This is a genomic window from Sorangium sp. So ce1036 (assembly GCF_051369805.1).
Taxonomy (GTDB): Bacteria; Myxococcota_A; Polyangia; order Polyangiales; family Polyangiaceae; genus Sorangium; species Sorangium cellulosum_F.
In genome coordinates this window covers 4,822,367-4,838,086 of the sequence record NZ_JBBMOX010000001.1, presented here as the reverse complement: position 1 = coordinate 4,838,086, position 15,720 = coordinate 4,822,367, and the positions used below count along the sequence as shown (strand labels likewise).

The window sequence follows — 15,720 nt, the reverse complement described above, 5'->3', positions numbered from 1 at the left end:
GCGGCCCCCGGCGCCGCGGCTCGACGCCGGAGCGCTGCCAGACTACACCTCGAAATCGAGCACTGTTGCTGCTGCTCGAGCCTCGGTGCTGCCGGCCTGCGCGCATCACGAGCATGACCACGAAGAACCTGCCCGCTCCGGCGCGGTACGCCGCCGCGTTGCTCATCGCAGCCCTCGCCCTCGCGCTGAAATACGCCCTCGGCGGGGCGTCGGAGAGCCAGGTTTCGTTCATTATCTACGTTCCCGCCGTGATCGCCAGCGCGTGGCTCGGAGGGCTCGGGCCGGGCCTCCTCACGACAGGGCTCTGCGCGGGGTTCATCTGGTATTTCATGCTTCCGCCCGCCGGCTCCTTCGGGAGCCCGCCGCATGACGACGCGGCGCAGCTCGGCACGTTTTTCGTCACGTCGGTGCTGAGCTCGGTGATCGCGGAGAACCTCCACAGGGCGCAGCGGCACGCCGAGCGCAGCGCGGCGCGGCTGCAGATCGCGCAAGATCACTCGCTCGACGGCTTCACGACGCTCCAGGCCGTCCGCGATGCCTCGGGGAAGATCGTGGATTTTCTCTGGGAGTACGCGAACCCCGCGGCGGCGCGCCTCCTGGGTCGCGACCGGGAGCGCCTCGTGGGCCGCAGGCTGCTCGATGGGCTGCCGGGGAGCGCGACCACGGCCGAGCTCCTCGAGCGGTGCGCGCGCGTGGTCGAGACGGGCGAGCCCCTCGACCTCGAGCTGCCCTACGCATGCGCTCGGCCCGGTGAGCCGGAGGAGGACCGCCGCTGGTTCCGGATCATGGTGGTCCAGCTCCAGGACGGGATCGCCGTCCACTTCGGCGAGATCACCGGGCGCAAGCGGGCCGAGGCGGAGCGCGCGCGGCTGCTCGAGAGCGAGCGCCGCGCCCGCGCCCAGGCCGAGGGGGCGAACCGCCTGAAGGACGAGTTTTTGGCGACGCTCTCCCACGAGCTGCGGACGCCGCTCAACGCGATCCTCGGCTGGTCGCAGCTCCTCCAGGCGCCGGGCATCGACCCCGAGAAGCGGGCCCGCGGGCTCCAGGCCATCGAGCGGAACGCGCGGGGTCAGGCCCAGATCATCGAGGATATCCTGGACGTCTCCCGGATCATCACGGGAAAGGTGCGGATCGCGCGCCGGCTCGTCGACGCCGGCGCGATCGTCGGGGCCGCGGTCGAGTCGCTGCGCCCGACCGCGGAGGCCAAGGGGGTGGCGCTCGATCTCGCGATCGAGACGCCGGACGCGCGGCTCTCCGCCGACGCCACGCGGCTCCAGCAGGTGTGCTGGAACCTCGTCTCCAACGCCATCAAGTTCACCCCGGCGGGCGGGACGGTGCGCGTCGCGGTCGCCCACGAGGGCGATCGGCTCCGCCTCGAGGTGAGCGACACCGGGCAAGGCATCGCCCCGGACTTCCTGCCGTTCGTCTTCGATCGCTTTCGCCAGGCCGACAGCTCCACCACGCGCCGTCACGGCGGCGTCGGGCTCGGGCTCTCCATCGTGCGCCACCTGGTCGAGCTGCACGGCGGCCACGTCTCGGCCCGCAGCGAGGGCGACGGCAAAGGGGCGACGTTCGAGGTCACGCTGCCGATCACGGGCTCCCCGGGGGCAGAGCGCGCGGGCCCCGCCGAGGCCGGGGGCGCGGCCCCCGGGGACGGCGCGCCCGTGGAGGCCACGCCCGCCCGCCTCGACGGCCTGCGCGTGCTCGTGGTCGACGATCAGCCCGACGCCGCCGAGGTCGCCGGCGCGATGCTCCAGGAGCTCGGCGCGCGGCCGTGGGTGGCGAGCTCGGCGCGGGAGGCGCTGCGCGCGGTCGCGGAGCTGCCGTTCGACGTCATCGTCTCGGATCTCGGGATGCCGGACGAGGACGGCTACGCGCTGATCCGGGAGCTGCGCGCCCTCCCGCCGGCCGCGGGCGGCGCCATTCCGGTCGTCGCGATGACGGCCTACGCGCGGCGCGAGGATCGCCAGCGCGCGCTCGCGGCGGGCTTCCAGGCGTACCTCGCGAAGCCGGTCGCCGCCGGAGAGCTCGCCAGCGTCGTCCGCGGGCTCGCGGCGCCCGCGTTCGCGACCTAGAGCGGCTCCCCCCCGCCTCTGGAACCGGCGCCGCAGGGCGCGCCGGCCTTCTCTCCGGGGCGCGCCGGGACCACACTGCCGCCATGCGCGACCACGACGTCTCCGGGATCACCGCGAGGACCCTCGCCCACTACGGCCAGCACGCCGCGTCGTTCTGGGAGGGCACGCGCGATCACGATGTATCGCAGAACCGCGCCGCGCTGCTCGCGGCGCTGGAGGGGCCGGGCCCCTTCACGATCCTCGATCTCGGCTGCGGCCCGGGGCGCGATCTCGCGGCGTTCCGCGCCGAGGGGCACACCCCGATCGGGCTCGACGGCTGCGCGCGGTTCGTCGAGATGGCGCGGCAGCACGCGGGCTGCGAGGTGCTCCACCAGGATTTCCTGCGCCTCGATCTCGAGGCCGGGCGCTTCGACGGGATCTTCGCGAACGCGTCGCTGTTCCACGTCCCGAGCGGCGAGCTGCCGCGCGTGCTCCGCGAGCTCCACGCCGCGCTCCGCCCGCGCGGCGCGCTGTTCAGCTCCAACCCGCGCGGCGACGACCGGGAGGGGTGGTCCGGCGATCGGTACGGCTGCGCGTGGTCGCTCGAGCGGTGGCGAGAGCACGTGACCGCGGCCGGGTTCGAGGAGGTCGCGCACTACTACCGACCGGCCGGGCTCCCTCGCGAGCAGCAGCGCTGGCTGGCCACGGTGTGGCGCAAGCGCTGAGCGCGCGGCGCCCGAGGCGTCCTGGCGCCTCGCGCCGCGCGGCAGGCCGTAATGGCCCGAAGGGCCGCGCGTCTGCACGGGAGAAGAGGAGACGAGCGCCGCGCTCGTGTCGAAGGAGAGATCATGGCAACGACTTCCCATCCGCTGGACACGAGCGCGGCGCCGGCCGCGCAGCGCGCCCAGGCGGACCTCCCCGTGCAAGGCATGACCTGCGCGGCGTGCGTGCGCCGCGTCGAGCGGGCGTTGCGCGCGGTGCCGGGCGTCCAGGGCGCCACGGTCAACCTCGTGACCCGGCGGGCGACCGTCGCCTACGACGCGCTGGCGACCACGCCTGCGGCGCTCGCCCGCGCCATCGTGGACGCGGGCTACGAGGTGCCGGAGGCCGCCGAGGCGCCGGAGACCGCCGGGGCACCCGCGGCGCCCGGGGCCGCGCCGTCGCCGAGCCCGCGCCCGCTGGCGTCCGAGCGCGCCGCGGCCCTGGAGGAGGCGGAGCTGCGCGAGCAGCGGGCGCTCCGGCGCGACGTGGCGCTCGCGATCGCGCTCACCGTGCCCCTGCTCGTCATGGGCATGTCGCACGGCGCGATCCCCGGGCTCGACGGGGCCTTCGCGCGCTGGCTCTCGCTCGCGCTCGCGACCGTCGTGGTCCTCGGGCCGGGGCGCCGGTTCTTCCGCCTGGGCTGGGCCGCGCTCCGGCACCGCGCCGCGGACATGAACACACTCGTGAGCCTCGGGACCGGCGCCGCCTGGCTCTACTCGACCGTCGCGGTCGTCGCGCCCGGCCTGTTCCCGCGCGCCGAGCACGGCCACATGCCGGCCGTCTACTTCGAGGCCGCGGCCGCCATCGTCACCTTCGTGCTGATCGGCAGGCTGCTCGAGGCGCGCGCGCGAAAGCGGCTCGCCGACGCCGTGCGCGGGCTCGTCTCGCTGCAGCCGAAGACCGCGCGGCGCGTCCGCGGCGAGGCCGAGGAGGACGTGCCCGCCGACGCGCTCGCGCCCGGCGACCTCGTGCTCGTGCGGCCCGGCGAGCGCATCGCGACCGACGGCGAGGTGGTCCGCGGCGCGTCGGCGGTCGACGAGTCGATGCTCACCGGCGAGAGCATGCCCGTCGACAAGGCGGCGGGCTCCCCGGTCTTCGGCGGGACGCTCAACCAGAGCGGCGCCATCACCTTCCGCGTCACGAGGACCGGCGCGGACACGGCGCTCGCGCGCATCGTCGAGGCCGTCGAGCAGGCGCAGGGGTCGCGCGCGCCGATCGCGCGGCTGGCCGACGTGGTGAGCGGCGTCTTCGTGCCCGTCGTGCTCGGGGTCGCGGCGCTCGCCTTCGCCGCGTGGCTCGCGATCGACGCGGCCGGCGCGGCCGGCCTCACCGCCGCGGGCTTCGCCACGGCGATCGAGCGGTTCGTGGCGGTGCTCGTGATCGCCTGCCCCTGCGCGCTCGGCCTGGCCACGCCGGCGGCCGTGGCCGTGGGGACCGGGCGCGGCGCGGAGCTCGGCGTGCTCGTCAAGGGCGGCGCGGCGCTCGAGGCGGCGAGCCGCGTCGACATGGTCGTGCTCGACAAGACCGGGACGCTCACCTCGGGGCGGCCCGCGCTCACGGACGTGCGGAGCCTGACGGAGGGCGGCGACGACGCGCTGCTCGGCCTCGTGGCGGCCGCGGAGCGCGCGAGCGAGCACCCGGTGGCCCGGGCGATCGTCGAGGGCGCCCGCGGCCGCGGGGTGGTCGTCCCGCCGGCCTCGGAGTTCCGCGCGGAGATCGGCCACGGCATCGAGGCGCGCGTGGCCGGCCGCCTCGTGCGCGTCGGCACCGCGGCGTGGCTGCGCCGGGCGGGCGTCGGCGCGGACGCGCTGGAGGCGGAGGCCGAGCGCCTGGCCGCGCTGGGCCGCACGCCGTCGTTCGTGGCCGTGGACGGGCGGCTCGCGGGCCTCGTGGCGGTCGCCGACCGGCCGACCGAGGAGGCGCGGCGCGCGGTGGAGGCGCTGAAGGAGCTCGGCGTCGAGGTGGCGATGGCGACCGGCGACCGGGCGGGCGCGGCGCGCGCGGTGGCCGACGAGCTCGGGATCCACACGGTGTTCGCGGAGGTGAGGCCGGAGGACAAGGCGAGGATCGTCGCCGAGCAGCGGGCCCGGGGCCGCCGGGTGGCGATGGTCGGCGACGGCATCAACGACGCGCCCGCGCTGGCCGGCGCGGACGTGGGCATCGCGCTCGGCAGCGGCACGGACATCGCGGTGGCGTCGGCCGACGTGGCGCTCCTCCGCGGCGGGGTCGCGGGGCTGCCGACGGCGCTCGGGCTGGCGCGGGCCACGCTGCGCACGATCCGCCAGAACCTGTTCTGGGCGTTCATCTACAACGTCATCGGCATCCCGGTCGCGGCGGGGCTGCTCTATCCGCTGACCGGGTGGCTGCTCTCGCCGGTGCTGGCGAGCGCGGCGATGTCGCTGTCGAGCGTGTCGGTGCTCGCCAACTCGCTCAGGCTCCGCGGGTTCGGCCGCGGATAAGAGCGCCGAACAAGACCGGACCGAGCCAGGCGAACGAGGGTGGGTGCAGCGCTAGGCGCGACGAGGAGCCCTGCTGAAGCAGGGCGACGAGGAGCAACGACGCGATGCGCCCGCCCTGGTCCGCCGGGCGACGGGAGTTTTCGAGAGGCGCTCCAAGCTGCGTCGCCCGGGTCTTCGTCCGTTGATGCGCGCACGGAGCGCGAGGCATGCGTGCGGCGGTACCCGCGCGGCTTCGCGGTGGTCGACTTCGGCGCCCCCTCAAGCCGGGCGGCGCGCCCCTGTGCGGCTGAGCAGGAAGGCGTGCATGTCGCTGAACCGAAAAAACAAAGCAACCGCCTCTCAAAAATCGCCCTGCTGGCGGCGTGGGGCGCCGCTTCGTCCCGCGGGGAAGCTATCGACCGATCATCGATTCTCCACAGGCTCGGCGGATTGCATTGGGATTGCGTCTGTCCATTCCGGCGAGCGGGGCGATTCACCATTGACTCCATTGAATCGTTATGTTTTCTCTTGGCGCCGCGCGAGGCGATCCAGCGGACAGGGGGGTGGCGCCTTCGGGTACCAGCGCTCGCGGCGCTGCGATCGTGGAGCTGTTCGTCGGCCCAACTTCGCTGACCAGAGCATCCGAGACACCTCGTGAGCGCAGGGACAGGTTTGTGACCAGGAGGAGAGATCATGCAGACTCGTCACCACAGGAGATACGCCATGGGTAGATGGGCTCGTCGCGTCGGTGTCGCCGCAGCGGTGGGTTCCATCAGCGCCCTCGCGACCCAGGCCGGCGCGCTGACGACGGCGGGCTCCTGGAAGGGCAACACGTACAGCGCTTCCGACATTGTAGGTGCCCACGCACAGGGAAACGCCTATGTGAGCGGCAACCGCGTCTACGTCACAGGCTACGTCCGCGACACCCTGAGCGACGGACATGGAGCCTGCCTCCAGATCCAGGCATGGTATGACGACGATTTCTTTCCCCGCGAGGAGTTCGTCGCCGACACGGACGGAAACAACAGCAGCTACGAGTATTTCAGCCTCCACTTCGACGCCAGCACCATCGAGGAGATCTGGATCCAGGAGTGCCTCACCGAATCCGGAGACATCTGGGACACGGCACCTGGGTGGCAGGTGATCGTCTGGCCGTGAAGGCACCGGGAGCATCTCTCGAGCTGATGCCGGACCACTGGTAATGTTTGTCGCCCCCCCGGACATCGGTGTTCACCAGGCTCGTTCACTCGCGATCAGGGCACCAAGCCCGCCCCCCCAGCGATCACCAACGTGAACGTGGTCGTCTCATCATCCGTCACATCTCGCTCAAGCCCTCGAAATGATTGGACTTTTTCCTCAGGCCAAATGCGAGTAATTTCGCGAGGTTAGGCGAGATGTGACGGATGCTCAGACGTTTACGTTTACGTTACCGCTGGGGGTCGGGCCTGGGGCCCTGCTCGTGAACGGATGAGCTTGGTGAACACCGACGAGGGAGACGGGATAGTAGGAGGGTGTTATGAGGCCGCCCCACATCGGTCCGCACCGCTCGCCGCTCCACGAGAATGGGAGTTGACGGGGCGAGGCGGGATGCGGTTTGCTCCCCACGCTCCGCACGGAGCGCTGACGAATTTTGCATCGCTGGCACGCAGTGCCCCGGCCTTCATGGTTGCTCGATCCGACATGGTGAAGCGCGTCCTCCGCCGCTCGCCCCCCTCGCCCCCGGCTCCGCCCTCCTCTCCACCGGTCGTGTCCAGCGAAGGAAGCCTGCTTGGCCGGCGACATCGCGCGCCTCTCCCGGCTCACCGTCCGCGACCGCTCGAGAGGCTCGCATGGACTGCGGCGCTGCTCGTTTCCGCGTCGTCCTGCGAGCCGGCTGCGACGCCGGGAGCGCAGGCCGCGCCCGGCGCGGCGCAGGCCCGCCTGGAGCTCATGGCCGGCGACGCCGAGGTCTGGGCCTTCAGCGCGCGCATCCACGGCGCCCTCGTCGGACCGGGGACGCTGGAGCGCTGCGTGGTGCAGGTGGGCAATGACCCCCTCCCCGCCGCCGTCGACCGGCAGCGGCTCTCCGCCGACGTTCCGCTGCGCGAAGGGGAAAACGTGATCTTCGCGAGTTGCCGGGAGAAGAGCGGGGGCGAGCTGCGCTCGCAGCGCGTCCGGTACCGCGTGATGCTGCGCGACGCGCCCAGGGCCCACGCCCGCGCGACGCGCGCGGGCGACAGGCTCGTCCTCGACGCCGCCGGCAGCGAGCCGGCCGAGCGCTCGCGCACCGAGCTCGTCGCGTTCGACTGGTACCGGCTGCGCGACGGCGCGCCGCCGGAGCACGTCGGCCACGGCCCTCACATCGAGTTGCCCGCGCCGGACGCCGGCGCCCCCGCGCTGTACGAGCTCCGGGTGCGCGACGCGCGCGGCCGGAGCGACGCCGCGCGCGCCGCAGCGCCGCGCGAGGGGCAAGACGCGGCGGGCGCGCCGGCCTGGATCGACGAGGCCGTCGTGTACGGCGTCGTGCCGCCGTTCTTCGGATCCCCGCCGCTCTCGAGCGTGCGCGCCGCCCTGCCCACGCTCGAGCGGCTCGGCGTGACGGCGATCTGGCTGTCCCCGATCTTCGCGGCTCCCCGGGGCGACTTCGGTTACGCCGTCACCGATTACTCCACGGTCCGCGGCGACTACGGGACGGAAGAGGACCTGAAGGAGCTCGTCGACGACGCCCACCGGCGCGACCTCCGGGTCCTGCTCGATCTCGTGCCGAACCACTCCTCCGCAGAGCACCCGTATTTCCTGAAGGCCGAGCAGAGCAAAGGCCGTCACCATTACTTCTCTTTCTACGATCGCGACGACGAGGGAGAGCCCACCCACTACTTCGACTGGGAGCACCTGCCCAACCTGAACTACGATAACGCCGAGGTCGATCGCTGGATGCGCGAGGTCTCGCTGCACTGGGTGCGTCGGTTCGGCATCGACGGCTACCGCGTCGACGCGGCGTGGGGCATCAAGGAGCGCCGGCCAGACTTCTGGCCCGCCTGGGCCGCCGAGCTCCGGCGTGTGAACCCCGAGCTGCTCCTCGTCGCCGAGGCCTCGGCGCGCGACCCGTACTACGTGCGGCACGGGTTCGACGCGGCCTACGACTGGACCGAGCAGCTCGGGCGCTGGGCCTGGGAAGGGGTGTTCGCGTCGCCGCGCGGCATCGCGGCGCGGCTCGACGCGGCGCTCGCCGAGACGGCGCGGAGCACCCCGCGCCCCGAGCGGACGCTCAGGTTCATCAACAACAACGACACCGGCGCCCGCTTCATCACCCGCCACGGGCCAGGGCTGACGCGCGTCGCGGCCGCGGCGCTGCTGACGCTCCCGGGCATCCCGTGCATCTACTCGTTCGACGAGATCGGCGCCGAGTACGAGCCCTACGCGGGCCTCACGCCGGTCGCGCGACCCGCGCGCGACGATCTGCTCCGCCATTACGAGCGGCTGATCCGGCTCCGGCGCTCCACCGCGGCGCTCCGGTCCCCGGGGCTCCTCACGGTGCACGCCGGGCCGGACGACGAGGTCCTCGCCTACCTCAGGTATGCCGACGGCGAGCCCGGCCTGGCGCTCGTCGTGCTGAACTTCAGCGACCAGCCGGTGAGCAAGCGGCTGGTCGTGCCGGAGCCGTTCGCCACGAGGGCGCGCGGGGGCCTGCGCGAGCGCCTGAGCGGCGCCGCCGCGCGCCTCGACGCGGGCGCGCTCGCGCTCGACCTCGATCCGTGGGACGTCCGGATCTTCACGCCGCGGTAGGCCAGGCCGTGGCCGGGGCGGCGCGCACCGCCCCCCGCGCCGCGCGCCGGGGCGAGCGCTCGCGCGGCGTCACCCTCCCCGCTTCAGGGTGGCCTCGATCAACCCGTGCGGCTCGTCCACCGGGACGAAGATCTCTCCCTCGTTGGCGAGCCCGAAGGGCGAGAGATCGACGAGCAGGCAGTGCTTGTTGGGCAGCGACAGGCTCACCTCGGAGATGGCGGGGCACGCCGCGAACACCGCCTCTCCCAGCGCGTGGAGGGTGTGCTGCACCGAGAGGCTGTGCTGCTCGGCGAACGTCTCGAGCAGGGCGCGGCGGGCGGCCTCCCACGTCCTCGTGGGGGCCTCGTCGCGCCCCGCCGTCCGCCAGCGCGCGACCATGACCGTCGCGAGGATGCGGTCGTCGGCCTCCTTCAGCGTGGTGAACTGATCGCGCGGGAAGCCCGAGAACGCCGATCCGGTGGTCTTGAGGACGAGCAGATCCGCGATGCCGGACTCGACGGCGATCTCCGAGGCGGACGCCGCCGAGATCTCCGCCGTGCGCCGCTCCTGGCCGGCGCGGAGGAAGGCGTGCCGGTGCGGCCCGCCGCCGGCGTCGATGCGCGACCAGACGTGCTCCGTGATCGCGATCCTCACCCGCCGGACGTGGGGCTTGCCGAGGAAGTGCTCGGCGAGCAGGACGCCGAAGTCCTCGATCGGCTCCACCGGGTGGCCCTTCGCGAGCGCGTACACGGTGTTCTTCATCGTGTCCGTGGGCAGCACCCTGCTGTTGTCGCCCCGCGTGTAGGCGTCGTCGAAATCGCCCGCGAGCTGGACATCGACGGAGAGGTCGGTGAGCTCGTGCCGCCCGTCCGCCCGGCGGACCTTGACCAGCCGCACCCGCGATTTGCCGTAGCTGTTCTGCACGAGGGAGGTCGACATCGTCCTTCAGCTCCCGCGCCGGGCGACGGCGCTCCGGCGCAACGCGGCGAGATCGTAGCTTGAGCGATGAGGCGAGCTCAAGCTCGGCGCTCCGGAGGGTGGTGCGCTCGGGCGAGCCCGTGCGCCATGGGACGTGCGCCCGTCGGCGCCCCCGCCCAAGAGAAGCGGCATGGCGATCGCACGACGCGAGAGGGCCGCCAAGCAACTCCTCGCCCACCGGGCGTCGTTGACGGACGCCGCGCTCGACCGCCTGGAGGCCGGGGCGGCCGGGCGGCGCCCCGACGGCGAGCGCGACGAGCTCGCGCGTCGCCGCCGGGACATCGGGGCGCACATCGACGCGCTCGCGGCGGCGCTCCGCGGCCTGGGGCCCGAGGAGTTCAGCGAGTACTGCGCCTGGAGCGCGGTGTTCTCCGCGGGGATCGGGGCGCCGCGGGGAGCGCTCGGCGCCGCGCTGGACGCGCTGCGCGAGAGCGTCGGCGAGCAGCTCGACCCCGCGCTCTCGCGGACCGCGCAGCGCGCGCTCGAGGCTGGCCGGCGGCGCATCGAGGCCTCGCCGCTCGTGACGCCGGCCGAGCTCGCGGCCATCCCCGCCGTCGCCGACGAGCGCGCGGCCGCCTCGGCGGCGGAGGCCCTGGAGCAGGCGGGGCCGCGCATCACCCGGATGACCGTGGCGCTCGCGTACATGCGGCGGCCGGCCGACGCGCTCGCCCACGGCGAGCGGCGCGCACGCTGCCTCGAGGACGCCGGGTTCCACCTCGCCCAGCTCGCCGCCGCGCTCAGGCTCGGGGCGGAAGAGATCTTCGTCGAGTACGCGGACTGGACGCAGACGCTGCTCGTCCGCCGCGGCCTCGCCCCCGCCGAGCTCGTGGGCCACCTCGGCGCCGTGCGCGACGTGCTCGCGATCGCGCTCCCTCCGCACCTCGCCGACGCCCCGCGCCGGTACGTCGCCGCGGCGCTCGACAGGCTCACCTCGCCCGCGATCGAGGCGCCGAGCTACCTCGACCCCGACGCCCCGCTCGCCGCCCTCGCGCGCCGCTACTTCGACGCGCTCCGCGCGGGCGACCGGGCGCGAGCCCACGCGCTCATCATGGAGGCGGTCGAGGCGGGCACGCCCGTCAAGGACATCTATGCTCACGTCTTCGAGCCGTGCCAGTACGAGGTGGGCCGGCTCTGGCATCTCAACCGGATCAGCGTCGCCGAGGAGCACTACTGCACGGCCGTCACCCAGATGATCCTGAGCCGGCTCTATCCGCTCATCTTCAGCGCCGAGCGCGTCAATCGCCGCCTCGTGGCCACCGCGGTGCAGGGGAACCTCCACGAGGTCGGCGCGCGCTTCGTGGCCGACTTCTTCGAGATGGCCGGGTGGGACACCTACTATCTCGGGGCCAACGCGCCGACCGAGCACGTGCTCCACGAGGTCGCTCGCCGGGGGGCCGACGTCCTCGCGGTGTCGGCCTCGCTCAGCGATCACCTCCCCGGCGTCCGCGCGCTGATCGACGCCGCGCGCGGCGACGCCGCGTGCCGGAACGTCGTCCTCCTCGTCGGCGGCCGGCCCTTCCGCATCGTCCACGACCTCTGGAGGCAGCTCGGCGCCGACGGCTCAGCGCCCAGCGCGGAGGGGGCGGTCCCCGTGGCAGAGAGGCTCCTCGCGGCGCGACGCCCATGATCCCCGCCGGTCCGCCGCCCCGGCGCGGCGACGGCGGCGATCCTCAGCGACTCCTCCCTGCCCCCCTTCGAGCGCGGCGGAGCGCATCACCACCGACTCCCCCGGAGACCTGCCGGCCGCAGCGGCGACGTCGCCGGGCAGGGGCAGCGCCCGGAGCCCCCACCCGCCGGCGAGGCGGCCGGCCGCGGCGAGGACCTGGCGCATCCCCCGGTCGATCGTACCGACGGGGACCGGCGCACCGGAGCTCGCTCCATTTTCCCTCCTCTTCGCGGGATGGCGCCGCTGTCGCCCAGCCCCCATAAGAGGGGAGCCGAGATCCAGCTCGGTACGCAATAGGCATAGCGACCGCCGCGCGGGCTTGCCAAACACATCACCTCACCGCGACCGGCGATGAGGGCTGCATTCCAATGGAATCGCGCGAGCTGCGAAGCACAGGAGAAAGCGAAGAAACCTCGCTCATGATCCCGCCCGAGGGGCAGGCGCTCGGCGGCCGGATTGCGGAGCTGGCCTGCTCTTTCCTCATGGACGCCACCGCGCTGGCGATCGGCGTCTTCACGCCGGACGGCGCCCCGCGGCTCCAGAACCGAGGGATGCGCCGGCTGGTCGGCGAGGACGACGGGCCGCCTCGCGCGGCCGCTCGCCTCGTCAGCCCCACCTTCCTGCAGCTCGCCGCGGCAGGCCAGGGCGGCGAGGCGCCGATCTACCGGGGCATCCTGCATTTCGGGGATCTCAGCGCGCGCGCGCACAGCCTGATGGGCGAGGTCTGGCGGGTGGGCGAAGATCTGCTGATCCTGGCCGAGTTCGACGTCGTCGAGCTCGAGCGCGTCATCGCCGAGGTGTCCGCGCTCAACTCGAAGATCACGAACCTGCAGAGGAGCCTCGTCTCCGAGCAGAGGGCCCTCGAGCGATCGCTCGAGCAGCTCCAGGCCACGCAGGCGATGCTCGTCCACGCGGAGAAGATGAACGCGCTCGGCAAGCTCGCCGCGGGGATGGCCCACGAGATCAACAACCCGCTCGCCTTCGTCCGCAGCAACGTGCGCACCCTGGGCGGGTCGCTGGAGCGGCTCGTCGCCGCGTATCAGGCGCTCGATGGGGCGGTCCTCCGCGAAGGGCCCCACGGCCTGCGGGAGCTCGCCGGGGCGCTCCGGGGCGAGATCGATCTCGAGTTCCTGCGCGAGGACGCGGGCGATCTCGTGAAAGGCACCCTGGCCGGGCTCTCGCGCGTGCAGAGGATCGTGGAGAATCTCCGGACCTTCATGCGGATCGACCGGGCCGACGTGGAGCTCTCCGATCTGCGAGAGAGCCTCGACAGCACGCTCGAGATCGCGGGTCCGATGCTGAAGGGCGCCGACGTCCGGGTGACGATCGACTGGGCCGACCTGCCGCGGCTGCGCTGCATGCCGGCGGAGATCGGCCAGGTGTTCCTGAACCTCCTCATCAACGCCGTCCAGGCGGTCGAGTGCCGCGGCAGAGGGGGCGGTCGGATCGCGATCCGCGCGCGCGACGAGGGGAGCCAGGTGGCCCTCGATTTCGAGGACAACGGCGCCGGGATGACCCCCGACGTCCTCGGGAGGATCTTCGATCCGTTCTTCACGACCAAGCCCGTCGGACAGGGGACCGGGCTCGGGCTCACCATCTCGCACAAGATCATCGTCGATCAGCACGGCGGCGCGCTCTCGGCCCGATCGACGCCGGGCGTCGGGAGCACCTTCACGATCGTGCTGCCGAAGGAGCGGGCTCGATGACACGAGCGGCCTCCGAGCAGCGCACGCTGCTCATCGTGGACGACGAGCGGGAGACCTTGAAGGCGCTCCGCCGCGAGCTCCGGCGCGACTACGAGGTCCTCGTCGCGGAGAGCGCCGAGCAGGGGTACGCGCTCCTGCGCGAGCGTCGCGTCCAGGTCGTCCTCAGCGACCAGCGGATGCCGGGCATGACCGGCACGGAGTTTCACGCGAGGGTGAGGGCCGATTTCCCGGACACCGTCCGGCTGCTGATGACCGCGTACGCGGACACGAGCGCGGCGATCCAGGCGATCAACGAGGGCGGCGTGTACCGGTTCATCGCCAAGCCCTGGGATCCGGACACGCTCGCCGCCGTGGTCCGGGACGCGTTCTGCCAGCACGATCGCCTGTGGGAGAGCCGGCGGCTCCTCGGCAGCCTCCAGGCGAAGGCGGAGGGGCTCGAGCGGGAGAACCAGGAGCTCGTCGGGCTGAACCAGACGATCCAGGAGTTCGTGGGCATCGCCGCGCACGACCTGCGCAATCCGATCGCGGCGATCCAGTGGCTCGCGACGATGCTGCTCAAGAGCGCCGGCGATCCCCGCAAGGATCCCCGGGGCCATCTCCAGAAGATCCAGTCGAACGCCGGGTTCACGCTGCAGCTCCTCGAGGACCTGCTCGACATCACCATGCTGGAGCACGGGGACGTCGCGCTGCGGGAGCAGGACGCCGATCTGAGGAGCCTCATCGCGGCGGCCGTGTCCCTGAACGAGCACAGCGCCCGCCAGAAGGGCATCGCCGTGGTGGTCGATGTCCCCGCCGGGATTCCGCAGGTCCGGTGCGATGTCGAGCGGATCGAGCAGGTGCTGAGCAACCTGCTCAGCAATGCGTTCAAGTTCTCCCATCCGGGCACGACGGTGACGGTGAGCGCGCGGGCGGCGGATGGGGCGGCCCTGGTGACGGTCGAGGATCAGGGCCTGGGCATTCGCCCGGAGGAGATCAGCGATCTCTTCTGCAAGTTCCGGAGGACGAGCACCCGGTCGACCGGCGGCGAGAAGAGCACCGGTCTCGGCCTGTCGATCTGCAAGGCGCTCGTCGAGCGCCACGGCGGCGCCATCCGCGTGGAGAGCGAGCTGGGCCGGGGAACGCGGGTGCTCTTCACGCTCCCGCTGTCCGCGCGGTGACCCGCCGCGCCGGGGAGCCCGGCAGGGCGGCGCCCCCCGCCGTGCCGGTCACCGGAAGTTCTGCACCGCCCAGACGCGCCCATCGGGGAGGGTGTGAAACCCGCAGGCCACCTTCGTGTACGAGGTGCTGCTCATGTTGAGGAAATGGCCGTGCTTCGAGAAATCCTCGCCGGGCCCCTCGTCCCACATCATTTGCAGGCACCGGCCGATCATGGATTCGGCGGGCCCTGGCCAGCCGGGGCACTCGTTCTGAGCCCCCTCGTGGCAGGCGCCGAACGCGCCGTGCGCCGTGCCGGTCTTGCTGTCGGATTCGGCCTCTCCGTCCGAGCACGACTCGGCCTCGACCCACCGCATCAGGGGCGGCAACCCGAGCGTGGCGCGGTGCTGGTTGATCGTATCGACGCAGAGCTGCTGCACGCTGCCCGAGCCGTCGTCGCCGCCGCCCGAGCCGCTGCTCCCGCCGCTGCCCGGGCCCCCGCCGCCGCCGTTGCTCCCGCCGGAGCCCGGGCCGTCGTTGCCGCCGCTGCCCGGGCCCCCCCCGCCGCCGCCGTTGCTCCCGCCGGCGCCCCCGCCGCTGCCCGGGCCGTCGCCCCCGCCGCTACCAGCGCCGTTGCTCCCGCCGGAGCCCGGGCCGTCGCCCCCGCCGCCGCCAGCGGCGCCACCACCGGGAACGCCACCGCCGCTGCCCGTGACACCGCTGCCCGCGGTGGAGGATCCGCCGCTGCCAGCGACACCGCCGCCGCTGCCCGCGGTGCCGCTGCCAGCGACACCGCTGCCCGCGGTGGAGGATCCGCCGCTGCCGACACCGTGGCTCCCGGCGCCGGGCTCGCTCGATATCTCGCTGTCTTCGCCGTCGACCGCACCGCCGCCCAGCTCGCCCACGCAGCCAGCGAGCGCCGAAACGAGGAGCGCCGCGGTGAGCCCGATTGCACATTGACGAATCGATGAGTCAAGCATCGGACAAGTCTATTGGCATTCCGTGGCATGCTCAACCTTTACCGATTACGCCACACTTTTGCATGAGTGATCCGCACACACGATAGGCTGACGCTCAACCCTCCTGTGCGTCCAGGGGCGCACACGCCACACAGGCCACCATCTATCAATTTCGAACGCCATTGAACTGACAGGCACTGCGCCTCACCGAGGGAGGGCCCGAATCACCGGCGCTTCGCCGGCCCGGCTCACCCGCCGGCAGCAGGGAGGCAGGAGTCA

General features: G+C 72.9%; 10 protein-coding genes. 8 read left to right on the top strand and 2 right to left on the bottom strand.

Annotated features, from left to right (window positions below):
• Positions 1–113: 113 nt before the first annotated feature.
• The 5 genes from WMF31_RS18135 to WMF31_RS18115 all read left to right on the top strand — a co-directional run bounded on the left by WMF31_RS18135 (position 114) and on the right by WMF31_RS18115 (position 9,019).
• Positions 114–2,075, top strand: a complete 1,962-nt coding sequence (locus WMF31_RS18135; RefSeq protein ID WP_436603153.1) for an ATP-binding protein — start codon at positions 114–116, stop codon at positions 2,073–2,075.
• Positions 2,076–2,158: 83 nt separating this feature from the next.
• Positions 2,159–2,779, top strand: a complete 621-nt coding sequence (locus WMF31_RS18130; RefSeq protein WP_436603152.1) for a class I SAM-dependent DNA methyltransferase — start codon at positions 2,159–2,161, stop codon at positions 2,777–2,779.
• Between the two features lie 123 nt (positions 2,780–2,902).
• Positions 2,903–5,275 carry a heavy metal translocating P-type ATPase gene (locus WMF31_RS18125; RefSeq protein ID WP_436603151.1) on the top strand — a complete coding sequence of 791 codons (2,373 nt, stop codon included), beginning with the start codon at positions 2,903–2,905 and terminating at the stop codon, positions 5,273–5,275.
• 741 nt (positions 5,276–6,016) lie between these two features.
• Positions 6,017–6,412 carry a hypothetical protein gene (locus WMF31_RS18120; protein WP_436603150.1) on the top strand — a complete coding sequence of 132 codons (396 nt, stop codon included), beginning with the start codon at positions 6,017–6,019 and terminating at the stop codon, positions 6,410–6,412.
• Positions 6,413–7,183: 771 nt separating this feature from the next.
• Positions 7,184–9,019, top strand: a complete 1,836-nt coding sequence (locus WMF31_RS18115; RefSeq protein ID WP_436603149.1) for an alpha-amylase family glycosyl hydrolase — start codon at positions 7,184–7,186, stop codon at positions 9,017–9,019.
• A gap of 69 nt (positions 9,020–9,088) precedes the next feature.
• Here the strand turns inward: WMF31_RS18115 and pucL are convergent, their stop codons facing one another.
• Complete coding sequence (pucL, locus tag WMF31_RS18110) at positions 9,089–9,937, bottom strand: factor-independent urate hydroxylase (protein WP_436603148.1); 849 nt, start codon at positions 9,935–9,937, stop codon at positions 9,089–9,091.
• Between the two features lie 169 nt (positions 9,938–10,106).
• Here pucL and WMF31_RS18105 point away from each other — a divergent pair, with 169 nt between their 5' ends.
• From WMF31_RS18105 to WMF31_RS18095, 3 genes are all read left to right on the top strand, one after another.
• Complete coding sequence (locus tag WMF31_RS18105; protein ID WP_436603147.1) at positions 10,107–11,603, top strand: cobalamin B12-binding domain-containing protein; 1,497 nt, start codon at positions 10,107–10,109, stop codon at positions 11,601–11,603.
• Between the two features lie 458 nt (positions 11,604–12,061).
• Positions 12,062–13,348: a sensor histidine kinase gene (locus WMF31_RS18100; RefSeq protein WP_436603146.1), complete on the top strand. Its 1,287-nt coding sequence runs from the start codon at positions 12,062–12,064 to the stop codon at positions 13,346–13,348.
• A complete protein-coding gene (locus tag WMF31_RS18095; RefSeq protein WP_436603145.1) occupies positions 13,345–14,505 on the top strand; it encodes an ATP-binding protein in 1,161 nt (386 codons plus the stop codon). The genes WMF31_RS18100 and WMF31_RS18095 overlap by 4 nt, the downstream gene beginning before the upstream one ends.
• A 48-nt stretch (positions 14,506–14,553) precedes the next feature.
• Here WMF31_RS18095 and WMF31_RS18090 read toward each other — a convergent pair whose 3' ends face one another.
• Positions 14,554–15,462 carry a CAP domain-containing protein gene (locus WMF31_RS18090; RefSeq protein ID WP_436603144.1) on the bottom strand — a complete coding sequence of 303 codons (909 nt, stop codon included), beginning with the start codon at positions 15,460–15,462 and terminating at the stop codon, positions 14,554–14,556.
• Positions 15,463–15,720 lie beyond the last annotated feature (258 nt).